The organism is Rhizobium sp. BK060 (assembly GCF_014193145.1).
Lineage (GTDB): Bacteria > Pseudomonadota > Alphaproteobacteria > Rhizobiales > Rhizobiaceae > Rhizobium.
The window spans coordinates 14,996-32,777 of record NZ_JACHYW010000003.1; the positions used below are offsets into that span (position 1 = coordinate 14,996).

The window sequence follows — 17,782 nt, forward strand, 5'->3', positions numbered from 1 at the left end:
ACGTGTCAGCGGATGAACCCGTTGCGGCTCCAATCCTGCTTTCTCAACTCGGCCTCGATCGCTGCCTGAATCGCGGCATCCTCGACAGATGAGGCAGTGGCTGCTGTAGCTGTGAGACAGCGCGCAGGAGATCTGATCGCGAAATGATGCCTACAAGCCTGCCATCGGAAACGACGATCAGAAGATCCCCTTGATAAAGTCCAAGCATCGTGTCGATGAAAAGCAGTTGAAGAGCGTCGGCGAGGTATCCGATCTGAAACCGGGCGCGGACGGCGAGTTGAAAGCAAAGCTAGCACCTGGCTCCTATCCCCTCCTTTGCAACATCAAGGGGCACTTCGAGGCAGGAATGGAGGCAAGACTGACCGTTACCGAATAATCCGCGCGCATGAGGTGGTCCGTCTATCGCACGCGGCCACCTCATATTGTCATTGGCGCTTCGCCTCTTCTGCCGAGATCTTGTAGTTCGGAGGGGGGGATCGTGCTGGCGTCGCGGATGAGTTCGTACTTGACCTGGGTAACCTTGAGGTCGCGATACCAGTCCACCAATGCACCCCACGGATCGGAGACCTTGTTGAGGCCTGCAACGAACGCCACGACGGTTCCGATCTCCGTCTTGCCCGTCACCACGTAGTAGCCGCCAAGTGCGAATATCCCCACATAGCCAAGCTGAATCATAACATTCATCAGGAAGTTCAGCGCGTACTTCAGCCTGTAGATGCTGACGTTCGTCGCAAACAGCCTCTGGACACGGGCTGCCTGATGTTGCGAAGCCTTGGGCGATGCGTCGCGATCGACCATCTGTTCGCTGAGGTGTCGCATGACCGTGATCTTGGTCTTCACGCGCTGATTGATAAGACCCTGCAGAATGGGAACCAGGACGGCCTGGGGTATGAACACCACCGCGACTGCCAGCGCCAGCAGCGGCTGCAGATAGATCATGTAGCCGCCGACGGCGATCAGAACACCTACCTGGAGGATTGGCTCCGAAATGCTCGTGCCCACGAAGCCGCCAACAGGTTCGGCCTCGGCGAGCACGATCGACATTTCGACGCCCTCGACCAACGTCGTTAGTTCCTCCAGGTGGCGTTCCCTCGCGTCAAGAACCGCCATGCGGAGCCATCGGATAGCGACTTCGCCGATCCAACCGCGGTAGATGTTCAAGGCGAGCTTAATACTCCCCTCGGTCAGGGCGAGTGCGAAGTAGGCGAAAACAAGCATGAGGATGGCGTTGAAGCTCGCGCCCTGTGTCGCGCCGTTGATGATCCTTCGCTGGATCTCCAGCGGCACGATGCCGACAACGAATAGCATGACCGAAAGCAGGACCAAAGCAGCCTGATGGCTCCGCCCCATTGCAAGGATGAAGCCGGCTAGCTTGCGCGGCATGGCGCTTTCCTTCCGGGATCTGGGACGGGCTTCCCGCCCTTCGATCAAAGGATCGTCCTCAAGTGTCTTTTCGACTCTCATCCTGACATCCTCCAGGGGGTCAGGACATCCGAGCAGATCTGCGGGGGCGTTTCATTGACCCATCGCAATTATAAGCGGCTTGCTATGAGATTTGACCCGCGTCAATGACAGCGGCTTCGGTCGGCCGCAAAATCTCGACAGATCAACGGCCCCACCGCTATCCGGGAAGAGCCTCGACCCAGGAGGTCATCATGCCCTACAGCCCGTTTCGAACCTTTCCGGAAGCCGCCCAGGAGGCGGGCGTCTGGGTGCGCGAACTAGCAGATCTCCTTGGCTGCGAGCAGCGCGCCGCCTACGACGTGTTGCGCGCCACGTTGCATGCCGTCCGCGACAGTCTCTCGGTCGACGACAACGCGAAGATCGGCAACTCTCTCCCCGTCATCGTTCGTGGGATCTACTATGAGGGCTGGAACCCGATGAAGATGGCAACGCAACTCGAGCCCGGAGCGCTTTCAACCCGCCTGCTCGGCTTGATGCCGTCGACCGTCTCTGCGGATGAGCAAGTGTTGGTCAAGATTCTGAAGCTGCTTGAAAATCGGTTGGGCGACAAACTGCCAGCAAGGCTCGATGTTGCGCTCAAAGTCTGCACACAGGCCATGCTTGAGATGCAGTTGAGATGACCTGACGTTTTCCTTACAGCATTTTGCTGCCGCTTCTTACATTCCCCATCGACGCACAAACCAGCGTTTCACAAGGTGCGTCATGGTTGCGTACGACAACAGGATTGTCGCCAAGAGCGGCCAGTATGGCCAGGGCAGGGCGACAAATCCCAGGGCGGTTCCGAGTTCGGTGGAGGGCAGAAGGATGCCAATGATCCCGATAACGATGCTCGTGGCGACGAGTGCCGCACTGGCGTTGCTTTCAATGAAGGGAACTCGAGCGGTGCGTATGATGTGGATGATCAAGGTCTGAGTGAGCAATGATTCCACAAACCATCCCGTCTGAAACAGTGCCGGATCGCTCCATGCTTTGAAAACGAATAGCATCATGGCGAACGTCGCATAGTCGAAGATCGAACTAACCGGCCCCAAAAGCAGCATGAATCTGAAGATGCCACCAATATCCCATCGGCGCGGCGTGGCGATAAATTCCTCGTCGACAGTGTCGGTCGGGATGGCTGTCTGCGAGACGTCGTAGAGCAGGTTGTTGGTCAGAACCTGTATCGCCGTCATCGGCAGGAACGGCAGGAACAGACTGGCCCCGATGACACTGAACATGTTGCCGAAGTTCGAACTCGCGCCCATCCTTATGTATTTCGTGATGTTCGCAAACACCTTACGCCCTTCGACGACGCCGTCGCGCAGGACGAGGAGGTTCTTTTCCAGCAGAATGATGTCTGCGCTTTCCTTTGCGATATCGACGGCGCTGTCGACTGATACGCCGACGTCGGCGGCCTTGAGCGCCGGGCTGTCGTTGATTCCGTCGCCGAGAAAACCGACCACATGGCCGCTCGAGCGAAGGATCCGGACGACGCGCTCTTTTTGCATTGGCGTCAGTTTCGCAAGCACGGTTGTAGCCAAAGCTTTTTCTGCGAGCTCGACATCCGTCATTCCCTCGAGCTGCGACCCAAGGAGAATGTCGCCAGCCGGTATCCTGACATCACCGCAGACCTTGCGCGTGATCACCTCGTTGTCTCCGGTGAGTATCTTCACGCGCACCCCTTTCGCCTCCAGCGCGGCGATGGCGTTGGCGGCACTCTCCTTGGGAGGATCCAGAAACGAGATGTAGCCGAGCAGAGTGAGATCGCTTTCGTCTTCCACGCTGTAGCTCGACTTCGTTTCGGCGATCTCCTTGTACGCAACCGCGACGACGCGGAAGCCGCTATCGTTGAGTGCGACGGTCTCTTCCTTGGCCGTCGCCAGATGGCTCGCATCCAACGTTCCGGACCCCCCGCCATCCTCGTAGCGGGTGGATACCGCGAATATCTCCTCGACCGCGCCCTTGCAGACAAGAATGTGCTTGCCCTGATCGTCAGAAACGACGACGGACAAACGCCGGCGGGCAAAGTCGAAGGGTATTTCCCCTATCTTTCGAAAGCGCTGGTCGATCCCTAGTTCTTCATGGACGTCCCCGTGCTGGAGGACCGCGACGTCGAGTAGGTTCTTCAGTCCCGACTGGAAGTAGCTGTTGAGATAGGCGTAGTGCAGCACTCGCGGCGAGTCGCCGCCATGGATATCAACATGCTGCTTGAGAATGATCCTGTCCTGCGTCAGCGTGCCGGTCTTGTCAGTACACAGGATGTCCATCGCGCCGAGGTTTTGGATCGCGTTCAGGCGCTTCACGATCACCTTCGACCGGACCATTGCGAGCGCGCCCTTCGCAAGGTTGACGGTTACCGCCATCGGAAGCATTTCGGGAGTCAGCCCGACTGCTACCGCCACGGCAAACAACAAGGCCTGAAGCCAATCTCCCTTTGTGATTCCGTTGATGACAAAGACAAGGGGCCCGAGAACAACGGTCACACCGATCATCAGCCAGGTGAAGCGCTTGACGCCGAGATCGAAGGCCGTCTCCTCCTGCCGGGCCACCACCTCCTCGGCCAGCGCGCCGAAGAAGGTTTGCGGACCAGTCCTGACCACCAGACCGCTTCCGTACCCACTAACGACGTTCGATCCCATGAAGCAGAGGTTTGGACGATCGAATGCCGAGTCGACGGGAGCCGAGGCAGGAACGGACACCTTCTCGACGGGCATTGCCTCCCCAGTCAGGGTCGACTGGTTCACATAAAGGTCAGTGGCGTCGATGAGGCGCAAATCAGCGGGAATGAGATCGCCTGCAGATAACCGCACGACGTCCCCAGGCACGAGTTCTTCGACGGGCTCTTCTGTTACCTCGGGCTGGCTGGTGCCCGGACGAAGGACGCTGACAGTCGTCCTTACCATCGCGCGAAGTTTGGCGGCGGCCTGGCTGGAACGATGCTCCTGAACGAAGGCCATCCCCACCGAGAGGATGACAATGGTCGATATGACGACGGCGGCCCGCAGATCGCCGAGCGCGTACGAAATGATGGCAAGTAACAGCAGGAGGGCGTTCAGTGGGCTTTTGGCGCGAATCCAGATTTCTTGGAGCAGCGGGGCACGTTGCTCGCGGCTGATGACATTGGGGCCATTCCGTTCGCGCCGCAGTCGTGCTTCGTCGGCGGCAATCCCTGACGGGCTGGAGGCGAGCGCCTCGCAGGCTTCGTTCTGCGAACACAGGCTAACCTCTGCGAGATCGTCGACAGCTTCGCTCTGGTCCTTAGTGGCGTGCCGGATAAGGCTCGGCCCGCGTGCGTTGACGTTCATCATCTCGCCGAGCCCCATTTGCGCTAGGTGAACGTCAGGATCTGATGCCGCTCGGCGAAATCGATCACTTCGATCGCGACGACCTCTCCTTCCTCATCCTGAACCGTGATTTTCTGCGGCCTTTCGACCACATGCGTGATGCCCTTGACCGAAAGCTCTAGCATGTCCTCCTTGGGTTCGTACGTCGCCCCCAGCAGAGGGGCGGATTTTACAAGGATCTGATCGCCAACCGTCGCACCCACGACTTCGATTTTGATCTCCTTGCTTTGCACGGCTTCGTGGAGATGCGAGAAGTAAGTCGCCCATTCGGCCTTTGCGAGAACTTTCAATCCCATTTTCCTACCTCCTACTGTCCACTCTGTCCCGCAGCACCCGCTCCTGAGAGCAACGCTTCTGCAGTCCGCGACATCTGGACGACCATCGACCTTCTCCTAAGCTCTCCCGGTGCCAGGTCCCGCAAACGCGGGTAGGGCGGCGAAGACGACGACTACGCCGCCCATGATGGCGCACCCACCTGTGCGAGATCAGCCGGCCTTGATCTCGATCTTGCGATCGTTCTGCTTCGCAGCGAGGCTCTTGGGAAGCGTCACTTTGAGAACGCCCTTCGCGAAAGCCGCGCTGACTTTGTCAGCCTCGACGCCGTCGGGAAGCCGGAAGGAGCGCTGGAACGAGCCGTAGTGACGTTCCGAAACATGATACGCCTTTTCCTTGTCTTCCTTTTCTTCGCTCTTCTCGCCGCGGATGGTCAGAACACCGTCCGCAAGTTTGACCTCCAGGTTCTTTTCGTCCAAACCGGGCACTTCGGCCGTCACTTCGAAAGCATCGTCCTTTTCAACGACGTCGACGGCAGGCGACATGATCCATCCATTGGAAGATGCCGCAGTACGCGCAAAAAACGGCCGTGCGAGAGGCCGAAACGACGACGGCCCGAAATCCTCGAACAGACGGTCAATTTCGGTGCGCAAGGTTTCGAACGGCGACCAGATGCTGCCGGCGGCCGGCATCGTCTTCTGTTCTGTCTTTACGGGAACTGTATCAGGCATGGTCATCTCCTGTTTGCCGAGCAGGTTCCGGAAATCCGGATCCCATCAAAGTTGCTTGCTCTCAACATTGAGCCTCGCCATCAAACTACAACTTCGATGAGGCCGCTTTGATGCGCGTCAAGAACGGCAAAACATTTTCGGGTTCGGCACGGCCAGTAATTCTTGATGGATGGACAAGCAGGAGCGGAAACAAAAAAGGACGAACTCAAAAGAGCTCGTCCTTCGGCGACAGGGGGAAGGCCGCAGGATCACGCAATAATCCGTTATTCGCCCACGACGCCTTCGCTCGCCTTCGATCAGCCGATCCGGAGGTGATCCTCGACGGCCGTCACACCGGCGGCCGACCAAGCGGCATGTTCTGCGGCCTGTCGCTCGGACCACCGCTTCACCGTTCCATCGAGCGTCACCTTGCCGTCCATCACGTTTACGCGGATGGACTGAGCCTCCAGTTCGGCGTCCCGTTTGAACGCGTCTTCGATCCGCCGCTTGACGTCGCTGGAAGTGGGCCGTGGCGTCACCGCAATCACATTGGAAATGCCGACGACACCGGCCAAATCGCGGATGGCGCTAGCCGCCGCGTTCTTTTGGTATTGCCATTCCACATTGCCTTCCAGCGTGACCCAGCCATTCTGCACTTTGACTTTCACGGCGTCCCTCGGAACGGTCGTACGCCAAGCGAGCGTGCTGAGAGCGCGCGTTGCGATCTCGTCGTCCGCGGTGACGTGTGTGCCGTGCGGGCGCACTTCGATCTCCTGGGCGATGGCATGAACGCCCTTGACACGCCGAGCAGCACGCTCGGCCGCGTCCTTCTCTGCGTAGGTCGCGACGTGACCAGTCAGCGTGATCACGCCACGCTCGGCCGTAACGCCGATGTGGGCGGCGTCGATGCTCGGTTCGAATTCCAGCTCATCCAGTACATTCTGTCGCAACGAAATGTCTGTCATGGGAAAGCCTCCTTCCATGTTCGACGGGGCTGGATCGTAGAGGCGAATGAGCGCGTAGGCTTTGATCTGGCTCAAACTGGCGAGCATTCGTCAAAGCGTCGATGGGTTAGGATATTTTTCGCCTGGTTTGATCAAGCGCAATGTCAGGTCGGCAAAATGGCGGATCATCTCGACGAGGTCTCGAGAACCCTTTGTTCAGTGGAGGAATGTCATGAATGATCTCGCACTACGTCAGAATATCATCGACGAACTCGGTTTTGAACCGAGCGTGGATGCAGCCAACATCGGCGTAACGGTTGAAAACGGCGTTGTCACCTTGACGGGCCATGTCGGCAGCTACGCTGAAAAGATTGCCGCCGAGCTCGCAGTCAAGCGGGTCAAGGGAGCACGCGCGCTGGCAGAGAACCTCGAAGTCCGCTTCGCGGAGAGGAAGAAGCACGCTGACGATGAAATTGCCGCGCGGGCGCTCGATATCATCGAATGGGACACGCTTTTGCCAAATGGCGCGATCGATGTCAAAGTCCAGAAGGGTTGGGTGACGCTGTCTGGAGAGGTGCCGTGGCACTTCCAGCGCGTGGCGGCCGAAAAGGCAGTCATGAAGCTCGGGGGCGTGGTGGGCGTCACCAACGTATTGTCGATCAAGCCGGCAGCATCGGTTCCGGATGTTAAGAACCGGATCGAAGGCGCGTTGAAACGCAACGCCGACGTCGAGGCTGCCCATATTCAGGTGGATGTCGCTGGCGGCAATGTGACTCTTAAGGGCGGCGTCACCGGATGGCGCGAACGCATCGCGGCGGAGCGAGCAGCGTGGTCGATTCCCGGTGTCGTCAGTGTGGTCAATAACCTGTCTATAGGTGGTTAACCGGGTTCCGCGGCCTACGGAAGCAAACTGCGGCTGCAGCCCTGCAAGCATATCCTGGGAGTTCGACGAATGCATGCTCAAGATTGCTACAGATGGCTGCGCTGGTTCGTGCTCGACCACGCATTGTTGCTATTCCTAATAGCGATAATGATTGCCACTATGTTCAGTGTGCTCCTTTACCGCGCAAGCGGTGACGTAGGTCAACGGGGTTTCGACCTGCAGCGGTCTATTCGGGACCATCTTTGACAATCGGGAGTGAAGGCCATGACAATGGCGCTCAGGAATATGAGTCACGCGGAATGCCTCGCAATGCTGGAAGGCAGTCACTACGGCCACCTGGCCTGCTGCAATGACGGGCAGCCTTATGTCGTGCCGTTGTATTTCGCCTTCCAGGCCAGGGTCGCCTACAGCTTCTCCATGCCGGGACGAAAAATCGAATGGATGCGGCAGAACCCGAAGGTATGTCTTCAGGTCGACGAATCGCCCAGCAAGGGTTGCTGGAAAAGCGTGGTACTGAACGGGCGTTTCCAGGAACTCACGGACACCGATGCCTGGCACGAGGAGCGGCTCCACGCGTGGTCACTGCTCGCAAAGCACTTCGACTGGTGGGAGGTCGGATCGTTGAAGCCGGTCGATGTGCCGCCCGCGACCGCTTCTTCGCACCTCTTTTACGGCATCTATCTGAACGACGTCTCGGGTCGGATCGCCACGCAAGTGGACTAGCGGCATTTTTCAAGGAACCGCGTCGCGTGGGCGGTTGATCGAAAGACGAACAAGACACCGCTTTCGTCACTGCCAGACATCGATGAATCTGGCTGTAACAGACTGTCACAAACTTCCGCCAATTGGCACAGAAGAAGCATTCCCCTGTAACGTAAGGGTCGTCAACTGAACGCCACCTGAGTGGAGGAAAGATCATGTTGGCGAACAATCTCAATGTCAGGCAGTTGTTTGAGCAAGTATCGGTCTCACCGGAGCCGATGGGCCTCGGCGTGCTTTTCAACCGAGCTCCGGTCGAACGTGCAGCGGCGGGCAAGGTCGTGTTCTTCGAAGGAGATCGCGCCGATCATGTCTTCGCGATCCTGGAGGGCAACCTGCGCATCTGCCGACTCCTGCATGACGGCCGTCGAGTGATCACCGGATTTCTCGCCAAAGGCGATATCGTCGGCGTGTCGTTCAAGAACCGATATCTCTACAGCGCCGAGGCGATCGATGACGTTTCCTTTCAGCGGCGGACGAAAGCATCCTTCGAACAACAGCTACGGGCGCAGCCTCACCTGCGTCCCGTGCTTCTGTCGCAGCTTCGCGACGAAGTAGCGGCGGCGCAGGACCAGATGGTGCTACTTTCCTGCAAGAGCGCCGAAGAACGGTTGTGCAGCTTTCTTCTGAACCGATTGGAGAAAAGCGCGTCGCAAGTCGCCGATCCGGCCGCCATCTGCCTGCCGATGACCCGGCTCGATATCGCGGACTACCTTGGACTGACCATCGAAACCGTCTCGCGCACCATCACCAAACTGGTCGGCATGGGCCTCATATCGGTAAGTGGCCGATATAGGATCGTCGTGCGCAACAAGTCTGCTCTTGTGCATAGGGCAGGAGAGAGCCAAGCTGACGCAGACGAAGGCTTCCGCTTCGACGAAACGCCGATGCGACACCATCACTAAGCGGGAAGGCGACGATGGCAAACGATGCCGCGGTTTCGACGTCCAAGGGGCGGGATCTTGATGTCATCGCCCGCGTCTTCGACGACACGAACGTGATCATCCACGGCGTCGACGGTGTCATCAGCCATTGGACATCGGGTTGCGAGCGGCTCTACGGTTGGACGCGGGAGGAAGCCGTAGGGCAAGTAGTCCACAAGCTTCTTGCCACCGAGTTCCCGAGGGCGATCGACGACATCAGGAAGGACGTTTACGCCGGCCTCACTTGGGATGGTGATATAGTTCATCGCCATAAGGATGGACATCCGATGACGGTTTCGACGCGCTGGGTCGTCTTCGACGCGGCTTCGCCGACGCCGGTCGTCATACAGACGAATATCGATGTCTCAGAAGCCAGGAAGGTACAGGAAGATCTTGCAGACCGCGAGGCGCACCTGAGCTCGATTCTCGCAACCGTTCCGGATCCCATGGTCGTGATCAACGACACCGGCTCTATAACCTCCTTCAGCGCCGCTGCCGAGGGGCTGTTCGGCTACTCGTCGCGCGAGGTAATCGGCCGAAACGTTCGCATGCTCATGCCGTCGCCATATCGGGAGGAACACGACCGATACATTGCCGACTATCTGCGGACGGGCAAGGCCCGGATCATCGGTCTCGGCCGCGTGGTGAAGGGCCGCAAGAAGGATGGGTCGGTCTTCCCGATGGAGCTCTCCGTTGGAGAGGCGATCTCGAATGACACTCGCATCTTCACCGGTTTCATCCGTGACCTAACCAGCAGGCATCGGATCGAAGAGGAGCTTCGTCAAGCTCAGAAGATGGAGGCTGTCGGACAGTTGACCGGCGGGCTTGCTCACGACTTCAACAACTTGCTGACCGTGATTAGCGGAAATCTTGAAATGCTCGACGCCTGCCTAACCGACGAAAAGCAACGCGAACTGGTTCGTGAGGCCCAGGAGGCCGCCGACGATGGCGCGAAGCTGACCGGGCAGCTTCTTGCATTTGGAAGGCGTCAGCCCCTCAATCCCAAGAGCGTGGACATCGGCTCGCTGGTATCGAGCTTTTCCGAACTCTTGCAACGAACACTCGGTGAGGCAATTGAACTTCGCACCAGCATCAAAGGCAGCGATCACATCGCGCTCGTCGATGGCTCCCAGCTCCAGAACGCCTTGCTCAATCTTGCGCTGAACGCGCGCGATGCCATGCCGAACGGCGGCAGCCTTACACTCGAGATTTCACGAGCAAGACTGGATCTCGACTATGCCCGGATGTACCCTGAATCGAGGCCGGGCGATTACGTCTTGATCTCCGTAACCGACAGCGGAAGCGGGATGTCTGAAGACGTGAAGACCCGCGCCTTCGAACCGTTCTTCACCACCAAGGGTGTCGGTGCCGGAACCGGACTTGGGCTCAGCATGGTCTATGGCTTCGTCAAGCAACTCGGCGGGCATATTCAGCTCCATAGCGAACTCGATCAGGGAACGACGGTGCGTATCTTTCTGCCTGCCGCTGCGGCTGCAGTCGCTGCCAAGGCTAACAAAGCAGCCAGCACTGAGGAAGCGCCGGGAGGTTCTGAGAAGATCCTGGTTGTCGAAGACGACGAGCGCGTCAGACGTGTTGTCGTCTCGAGATTGAGAAAGGGCGGCTACTCCGTGCTGGAGGCGGCTTCAGCCGCAGATGCGCTGAAGTTTCTATCCAAGGATCACACGATCGATCTTCTCTTTACCGATATTGTCATGCCGGGAGGCATGACGGGCGACGAACTGGCTAGGCAGGCCCTCTTGCTTAAGCCCGACATCAAAGTACTTTTCACTTCGGGCTATGCTGAGCCAAGCATTGCCAATCGTTCATTGCCTTCCGCGAGTTGGTTGAAGAAACCATACAGAGCTCAGGATCTGGCCATCCGGCTGCGCCAGCTTTTCGATTGAGGTCGTTAAGTCCAAACGACCGACGGACGTTGCGAGATTTGGTGCATGCCTCGCAATACCGGTCGCCTGCCATTTGCGAGCCGGGCCAAAGCCGCCCGCATTTGGATAGCCGCATAATTGACACCTCCAAAGCGATTGCCGATCTCACTCGGGAGTCTTGTCGGCGCGACAATCGCTCAGACAGTTGTCAGCGATTTCTCAGCGAACCTCCTCCTGAAGTCGCGCTTCGATCTCGCGGACGGGCATCTTCGTATAGTCCTTCGCGATTTCTGCAACCAGAGCGGCTTGAGTCGCGGTTCCAAGATGCTGGCGTAGAAAACCGAGCGCGCGTGGAGGAGCGATCAAAAGCAGGCGTTGCGTCGCACCTCGCCTGATGTCTGCTTCGGTCTCCCCCGCCGCATTGGCTAGGAACTCCTCTTCCTGCCGCTCGTGCAGATCAGGGGCTTCAACTGCGCTTCGCACGCCGTCCGCGGATGCGTGAACTTTTCCTGGACGATCGGCGCCGAGTTCATGCGTCGGGACACCCTCATTGATCAAAGTGCGGACTTCGACGAGATTTAGGTCCTGCGCGTCGCCATCGTTGCGCAGAAATAGTGCCTTGGATCCATCGCACACCAGGATCCAGTCCTTCGAGCGAATTCGTATTTTGTCCATAGTTTTTCTCCTCTCTTGCATTGTCGGAGACTGGGCCTTGGCAATTTGCCTTGCTCAGGCCCAGCAACTGGAAGGATGTTATCGCTGAACCGAACAAACGACATTGCCGTGGATCAAAGAGCGAGTATTCGGTGGTATCAGCTCACGTAAACATCCTGAATGCCGATGCGCCCTGGGGGCGCTTGCAGCCGCTGCAGCCGTGTTGATGTTTCTATCGTTTGATGACCAGGAAACTCATATGGCCATCACGGAAAATGCCGAGCAGGAGAAGATCCTTCACTGCCTTTGTAAGCTCTACCACCATTTGAGGCGTCGTTGTTTTCGTTCTGTTGACACTGGTTATGACGTCGCCGGGCCGAAGGCCGGCCGCGGCAGCGGCGCTGCTGTCGGAGATCGCCATCACAACGCCGCCTTGCACCTTGCCAAAGGCATCGGAAGCGCTGTCAAGCGTCTGGAGCGTCACCAGCGCCAGCAACCCTTCGCCATCTACGAACTCAGGATTTTCAGCCTGGGCTTCGGGTAGGCTCGCACTAAGCGTCGCGTTGATTTCGACTTTCCCTCCGGGGCGCATCACGGTCAGTCTCACGGTCGTGTCCGGCGCTAGGGCAGTGATCCGCGCTCGTAATTGGCCAGCGGTCGATACGGGCGTACCGTTCACTGCAGCGATGACGTCCCCAACCATTACTCCGGCCTTCGAACCTCCTGCGCCCGACACAACATCGCTTACGAGCGCCCCTGTCGCAATCTCGACCCCGAGGGCGCGGCCGAAATCCGCACTGTTATCCTGAACCTGGACGCCAAGCAGACCGCGCTCAATCCTACCCTTCGCGACGAGTTGCCGCATGATGGCCTTTGCCGTGTCGATCGGGACGGCAAAGCCCATTCCTATGTTGGCCCCGGACGGTCCCAGGATCGCGGTGTTGATGCCGACGACTTTGCCGTCGAGATCAACGAGCGCACCGCCGGAATTGCCCGGATTTATTGAAGCGTCTGTCTGAATGTATCCCTCTTCGGAATCGAGTCCGAGGCCGGTCCTGCCGAGGGCGCTTACAATGCCGAATGTAACGGACTTACCCAGTCCAAAGGGAGTGCCAATGGCAACCACGTAGTCGCCGACCTGGAGCGAACCCGACTGCCCCAACTGCGCTTCGTTCAATCCGGTAGCTTCGATCCTGATGACCGCGAGATCTGTCTGGGGATCGCTCCCGACAACCTCGGCATTGTATGTCGCACCGTCGGCAATCGTGACTTTGATGCTCGTCGCGCCTTCGATCACATGGTTGTTCGTAAGGATGTAGCCATTCTGCGCATCCGTAATCACGCCAGTTCCAGCCGTCACCGAAACCTGGGACGGAATCAAGTCGGAAGGCGAGGCTTCCGCGTGCCTGCCAGGCGTCAGGATCAAGGACTCGTCGTCTTCCACTTTTCCCCGAACGGCGATACTTACCACAGTCGGAACAACTCGGCGGAGCATCGGCGCGAGCGAAGGGGAGGCGGTTTCGCTTGCACTTGCTACGCCGCAGCCGCAGGCGACGGCAATCGAGGCGATCTCCAGATACCAAACGAGCGCCCGGATGGTGCGGAGCCGACAAATGAGACCACCCATTTTCTAATCCTCTTCGCGTCTGCCAAGCGCCAAAAATGCGGTTGCAGCCTGAAGATGACTTGGAAGAGGAGTGTCCGCATTGACCAAGCGCAAAGAAGAGATTGGTCATGGCAGCCGTGCATGGAATGCGATATGGATTTTGTTGCGGTATCGCTAGCAAGACCACTTACATCGGTGATCAGCGATTATTGGCGCACCTGACGCGTCGAGTAGCAGTCGCAATCCTGCGACCGCAAGCATGGATCGTAGATTTCAGGAGGCGGTGCTCACATGGCCACCGGTGCTCACATGACCACGGGGTCTCCCGGCAGCACGCGGATACTGGTGGTGGACGACGATGCGCGCGTCCGGGAGATGCTAAGGCGTTATTTCGAGCAGGAAGGCTATATCGTCGCCTGCGCCGCTGACGGAAAACAAATGAAGACGCTCCTGAACTCCACGACGTTCGACATCATTCTTCTCGATCTTGTGCTTCCAGGACAGGATGGGATTGATCTTGCGCGGGAGATCCGAAACACCTCCAACATTCCGATCATGATGCTGACTGGACGCGAGGATGTCGTCGACTGTGTGGTGGGGCTGGAGGTAGGTGCCGACGATTACGTCGTCAAGCCGTTTCATCTGCGCGAGGTTCATGCCCGGCTGAAGTCGATCTTGCGCCGTTATCAAACGGGCGCGAAGCCGGTCTCGAGCGTGGGCGACGTGGTCGCTTTCGAGGGGTGGCAGCTCGACCGGGAAAAGCGACGGCTTCTCAATCCCCAAGGGGCCGAGGTCGAGCTCTCGACTGGCGAGTTCGATATGCTCGATGCCCTCGTCAGGAATGCCGGCCGAGTGCTGACCAGGGACGCATTGATGGATCTCACACGCCACCGGGAACGGGAAGCGTTCGATCGGGCGATCGATACCCAGATCGCTCGCCTGAGGCGAAAAATAGAAGTCGATCCGGGACGCCCACAATTCATAAAGTCTATCCGGGCCGTGGGATACGTGTTCACTGCAAAGCCGGCGACATCGGATCGGAAGCCAAACGGTACATGAGCCCGTGGTCCCAGCGTCGAAAGAACGAGGGATCTTCCAGTTCTTCCAAATCTTTGGGCACGGCATTCCATACTCTTATGAATTGGCAGCCCGTCGCACAGCCCTGGAGGCCCGCGAACAGGCTCTCCGCGATCTCGTTCTGGTTTGCTGCACTCAGAGCGATGAAGATAGGAACGTCCATAATCATGCCGGCTTGCGGATGCATCACGATCCTGAATACGGCCAGGCCTCTGACACGGCCCGCGTGATCAACGACATCGAGGCAGCGCCAGTTGCGAGCCTTGTCGAGCAATGCCTCCCAGTCCCTCTCGCCAAAGGTGGGCGCGACGCTACATACAAGCGCAAACGCGGCGAGCTCTTGATCGGGGCGCAGTTCGCTGAGGATATAATCATGCTGCATCGCCGCTCTCCCGGTGGGTGGTCATTCAAGTTTTATCTGTCGCGCAAACACGGCTTTCGGTCATTGTCCTAGATCAATGAACCCCTTTCGCTTTATGCCACGCTTGCTGTTTCCGACCATTTCTGAATGGACAGACGCATGCTGCCACTCGATGCGGCGCCAGTTGGCAAGACGATTTTCAACGGTTGGAGCGTGAGGGATTTTGCTGGGCGCGTTTGGCCACTCCTCCTTTTTTCCAGCGCGCTGGGATGTCTTCTGATCTCCCTCGTTCTGCAAGCAACAGGTGCCGGACCTCCTGCTCAGGTATTTCTCATTGTCGCAATCGTCTCAGTGCTTGCACGCCTGCTGGTCGAAATCGTGTCAAAACTTCGCCGCGGCGAATTCGGCCTCGATCTTATTGCCGCGCTGTCCATGTCTGCGGCCCTGTGGTTCGGGCAATACCTGGCAGGCGCTATCGTTTCGGTGATGTACGCCGGCGGACATCTCCTCGAGTTCTACGCCCATAGCCGTGCTGAGAGCGGAATGACCGACCTTCTGTCGCGAGTGCCGCGAACCGCCTCGCGCATCTCAGAAAATGGGCTGGTGGAGATACCAATCGCCGCAATCGGAATTGACGACAAACTGCTTATCCGCCGCGGCGACATCGTCCCCGTCGATGGGCGAGTGGAAAGCCTCACCGCACTCGTCGATCAATCTGCTCTTACGGGAGAACCGCTTCCCGTACGCCTTGGGCAAGGACAGCCAGTCATGAGCGGGGCGTCGAACGCGGGCGATGCCTTTGAAATGATCGCCGCCCGACCGGCTGCGGAGAGTACGTATGCCAGCATCGTGAGACTCGTCGAGGAAGCCAAGCAAAGCAAGGCTCCGATCTTCCGTGTCGCTGATCAATTTGGGCTCTTGTTTCTTGTGCTGACGGTAAGCGTGGCCATTCTTGCCGTGACGCTCTCCGGAGACAGCTTGCGGCTTTTGGCCGTTTTGGTCGTCGCGACTCCGTGCCCGCTCCTTCTTGCGGTTCCGGTCGCCTTCGTGTCGGGCACATCACACGCTGCCCGTCACGGCATCCTGGTCAAGGGAGCGGCAGTGATTGAAGCACTGTCCAACATTCGCACTGTCGTTTTCGACAAGACCGGAACGCTTACGATCGGACAGCCTGCCGTCACTGACATTGACTGCAAGGGCGATGCGAACGAGCTGCTGCGACTGGCTGGATCAGCCGAGCAGGTATCGTCGCATTCCATCGGCCGCGCGATCGTCTCCGAAGCCCACCGACGCGGCCTCGCTCTCGTAAGGCCGGAGAAGGCCACCGAGGTCGCGGGCGAGGGCGTTGAGGCTTCGGTTAATGGCCACAATGTTCTCGTCGGCGGGCCTTCGTTCATTGCTTCGAAGATCAGCGGCGCTTTATTTCCCGTCACCAATGTTTTGGCCAGTGCCCTTGTGTTCGTGGACGGACGATATTCGGGCACCATCTGCTTCGAGGACACGCTTAGAGAGGAAGCCCCTGAGACGGTCGCAAAGCTGCGCGCTACGGGCATCAAACGGATCATTCTTGCCAGCGGTGACCGGATCGGCGTAGCGCGCGCGGTCGCAGAAAAGCTCGACCTGGATGCTGTGGAGGCGGAGTTGTCGGCGGGCAAGAAAGTCGAAATCATCCGATTAGAAAGAAAATCCGGACCTGTCATGATGATAGGCGACGGGGTCAACGACGCGCCCGCACTTGCGGCGGCCGATGTGGGCCTCGCCGTTGCGCGGGGAAATCTCGCCGCCGCATCGGAAGCGGCTGACGTCGTGCTGTTGCGCAGCGATTTGAAGGAAATCGTGACCGCGCTGAAAATTGGGCGGCGTTCGAAACGTATCGCGCTTCAAAGCGTCTACGCCGGCATAGGTCTCTCGGCCATCGCAATGCTGGTCGCCGCGTTCGGCTTTCTGCCTCCGGTCCAAGGAGCGCTCATCCAGGAGGCCATTGATGTGGCGGTCGTCTTGAACGCGCTTCGGGCACTGGCTTAGTGCGCTAGCAGCACGGGGACGCGGAGATTGCCGAGCAGACCACGCGTTACGCCACCGAACATCGCTTCACGAAGCTTGGAGTGACCATAAGCTCCGGCGATCAGCAGGTCGGCACGGCCTTCGAGGGCACCATCCTGAATGGCAGATGGTATGTCTTCGCCATCACAATGCAAAGCCGCGAGTTCCACCTCAAGGCCCGAATGCTTTAAGGCTTCGACGTAGCGGTCCAGCAGCTTGTCATGGGATAGCTCTCCATTGCGCACACAGGCGACGATCGCCTTGGTGGCGGATCCGATCAGCGGATAGGCGGTCGACAGGGCGTGGGCAACAGTGGCGCTGCCATCCCAGGCTATGCAAACGGTGTCGATACGTCCGTAGAAATCCTCTGGCGGCAGCAAAAGCAGCGGGCGACCACTTTCGAAAACGAGGCTTTCGATTGTCGGCCGCGCGATTTCGGAGTTTTCGACGATCGTAAGGTCGTATGCGCGAGAAACCTCCGCCAGCTTCAGGCTCGCCGACATTGCCTCCGCCTCGAACGTATCGAGCCTGACATCGAGAGATGCCCTTTCAGACCGATGCTTCAGATGCCTGACAAGCTGGGCGGCCACCTTGCGGTCGAAGCGATCAGCCTGAAGTATCTCGTCGTCGATAGAATTTTCAGCGCGTTCGAGCTGATGGCCAGGACGCCGAGCGACGGAAAGGCTCGCTACCAGATCCGCCGCGTGATGGAGGCAGAACTGGATGGCGTTCTCGATAATCGTAAACGAGCTTGCCTCTGGATATGTGCTCAAGGGCAGATGGAACTGTGGCCTCATGGCGATCCCCTTGGATGGGATGAGTGACTTTCGGTTGGGAACTTCATTGATATCGTTGGCAAGCCCCGGCGACTGCCGGAGC

Annotated in this window: 17 protein-coding genes and 1 pseudogene; 8 read left to right on the forward strand and 10 right to left on the reverse strand. The window is 58.5% G+C overall.

What is annotated here, in order from left to right; translation table 11 throughout:
* Positions 1-43 precede the first annotated feature (43 nt).
* Complete coding sequence (locus tag FHT71_RS32245) at positions 44-208, reverse strand: CBS domain-containing protein (RefSeq protein ID WP_348632847.1); 165 nt, start codon at positions 206-208, stop codon at positions 44-46.
* Between FHT71_RS32245 and FHT71_RS03955 the strand changes: the two are divergent.
* Positions 176-376 (forward strand): annotated as a pseudogene (locus tag FHT71_RS03955) (copper resistance protein); the annotation flags it as partial. The gene FHT71_RS32245 and the pseudogene FHT71_RS03955 sit on opposite strands and share 33 nt — an antisense overlap.
* A 41-nt stretch (positions 377-417) precedes the next feature.
* Here the strand turns inward: FHT71_RS03955 and FHT71_RS03960 are convergent.
* Positions 418-1,383: an ABC transporter ATP-binding protein gene (locus FHT71_RS03960; RefSeq protein ID WP_245505592.1), complete on the reverse strand. Its 966-nt coding sequence runs from the start codon at positions 1,381-1,383 to the stop codon at positions 418-420.
* A 272-nt stretch (positions 1,384-1,655) separates the two neighbouring features.
* Between FHT71_RS03960 and FHT71_RS03965 the strand changes: the two genes are divergently transcribed.
* On the forward strand, positions 1,656-2,084 hold the full coding sequence (locus tag FHT71_RS03965) for a DUF2267 domain-containing protein (RefSeq protein ID WP_132594950.1): 429 nt from the start codon (positions 1,656-1,658) through the stop codon (positions 2,082-2,084).
* A gap of 36 nt (positions 2,085-2,120) precedes the next feature.
* On the opposite strand, the gene mgtA is transcribed toward FHT71_RS03965, so the two are convergent.
* The 4 genes from mgtA to FHT71_RS03985 all read right to left on the reverse strand — a co-directional run bounded on the left by mgtA (position 2,121) and on the right by FHT71_RS03985 (position 6,735).
* Positions 2,121-4,751 (reverse strand): magnesium-translocating P-type ATPase, encoded by a 2,631-nt coding sequence (gene mgtA, locus FHT71_RS03970; RefSeq protein WP_245505591.1) that lies wholly within the window; start codon positions 4,749-4,751, stop codon positions 2,121-2,123.
* Between the two features lie 20 nt (positions 4,752-4,771).
* Positions 4,772-5,083 (reverse strand): DUF5335 family protein, encoded by a 312-nt coding sequence (locus FHT71_RS03975; RefSeq protein WP_132594946.1) that lies wholly within the window; start codon positions 5,081-5,083, stop codon positions 4,772-4,774.
* A 189-nt stretch (positions 5,084-5,272) separates the two neighbouring features.
* On the reverse strand, positions 5,273-5,791 hold the full coding sequence (locus FHT71_RS03980) for an Hsp20/alpha crystallin family protein (RefSeq protein WP_132594944.1): 519 nt from the start codon (positions 5,789-5,791) through the stop codon (positions 5,273-5,275).
* Positions 5,792-6,087: 296 nt separating this feature from the next.
* A complete protein-coding gene (locus FHT71_RS03985) occupies positions 6,088-6,735 on the reverse strand; it encodes a BON domain-containing protein (RefSeq protein WP_132594942.1) in 648 nt (215 codons plus the stop codon).
* A gap of 211 nt (positions 6,736-6,946) precedes the next feature.
* On the opposite strand from FHT71_RS03985, the gene FHT71_RS03990 reads away from it, so the two are divergent.
* The 4 genes from FHT71_RS03990 to FHT71_RS04005 all read left to right on the forward strand — a co-directional run bounded on the left by FHT71_RS03990 (position 6,947) and on the right by FHT71_RS04005 (position 11,183).
* On the forward strand, positions 6,947-7,597 hold the full coding sequence (locus tag FHT71_RS03990; protein ID WP_132594940.1) for a BON domain-containing protein: 651 nt from the start codon (positions 6,947-6,949) through the stop codon (positions 7,595-7,597).
* Positions 7,598-7,861: 264 nt separating this feature from the next.
* Positions 7,862-8,320, forward strand: a complete 459-nt coding sequence (locus FHT71_RS03995) for a pyridoxamine 5'-phosphate oxidase family protein (protein WP_132594938.1) — start codon at positions 7,862-7,864, stop codon at positions 8,318-8,320.
* A gap of 194 nt (positions 8,321-8,514) precedes the next feature.
* Complete coding sequence (locus FHT71_RS04000) at positions 8,515-9,261, forward strand: helix-turn-helix domain-containing protein (protein WP_132594848.1); 747 nt, start codon at positions 8,515-8,517, stop codon at positions 9,259-9,261.
* A 14-nt stretch (positions 9,262-9,275) separates the two neighbouring features.
* A complete protein-coding gene (locus FHT71_RS04005) occupies positions 9,276-11,183 on the forward strand; it encodes a PAS domain-containing sensor histidine kinase (RefSeq protein WP_132594850.1) in 1,908 nt (635 codons plus the stop codon).
* Between the two features lie 198 nt (positions 11,184-11,381).
* Here FHT71_RS04005 and FHT71_RS04010 read toward each other — a convergent pair whose 3' ends face one another.
* Together FHT71_RS04010 and FHT71_RS04015 are read right to left on the reverse strand one after the other, a co-directional pair.
* A complete protein-coding gene (locus tag FHT71_RS04010; RefSeq protein WP_165933215.1) occupies positions 11,382-11,837 on the reverse strand; it encodes a host attachment family protein in 456 nt (151 codons plus the stop codon).
* 211 nt (positions 11,838-12,048) lie between these two features.
* Complete coding sequence (locus FHT71_RS04015) at positions 12,049-13,443, reverse strand: trypsin-like peptidase domain-containing protein (RefSeq protein ID WP_132594854.1); 1,395 nt, start codon at positions 13,441-13,443, stop codon at positions 12,049-12,051.
* 288 nt (positions 13,444-13,731) lie between these two features.
* Here FHT71_RS04015 and FHT71_RS04020 point away from each other — a divergent pair, with 288 nt between their 5' ends.
* Entirely contained in the window at positions 13,732-14,481 is a 750-nt protein-coding gene (locus FHT71_RS04020; RefSeq protein ID WP_183719156.1) for a response regulator, read from the forward strand.
* On the opposite strand, the gene FHT71_RS04025 is transcribed toward FHT71_RS04020, so the two are convergent.
* Positions 14,435-14,881 carry a hypothetical protein gene (locus tag FHT71_RS04025; protein ID WP_132594856.1) on the reverse strand — a complete coding sequence of 149 codons (447 nt, stop codon included), beginning with the start codon at positions 14,879-14,881 and terminating at the stop codon, positions 14,435-14,437. The two genes, FHT71_RS04020 and FHT71_RS04025, sit on opposite strands and share 47 nt — an antisense overlap.
* Positions 14,882-15,019: 138 nt before the next feature.
* On the opposite strand from FHT71_RS04025, the gene FHT71_RS04030 reads away from it, so the two are divergent.
* The gene (locus FHT71_RS04030; protein ID WP_132594858.1) at positions 15,020-16,885 is read left to right on the forward strand and encodes a heavy metal translocating P-type ATPase; all 1,866 of its coding nucleotides are present in this window, start codon (positions 15,020-15,022) and stop codon (positions 16,883-16,885) included.
* Here the strand turns inward: FHT71_RS04030 and FHT71_RS04035 are convergent.
* Positions 16,882-17,700 (reverse strand): universal stress protein, encoded by an 819-nt coding sequence (locus tag FHT71_RS04035; RefSeq protein WP_183718956.1) that lies wholly within the window; start codon positions 17,698-17,700, stop codon positions 16,882-16,884. The genes FHT71_RS04030 and FHT71_RS04035 overlap by 4 nt on opposite strands.
* Between the last annotated feature and the right edge of the window lie 82 nt (positions 17,701-17,782).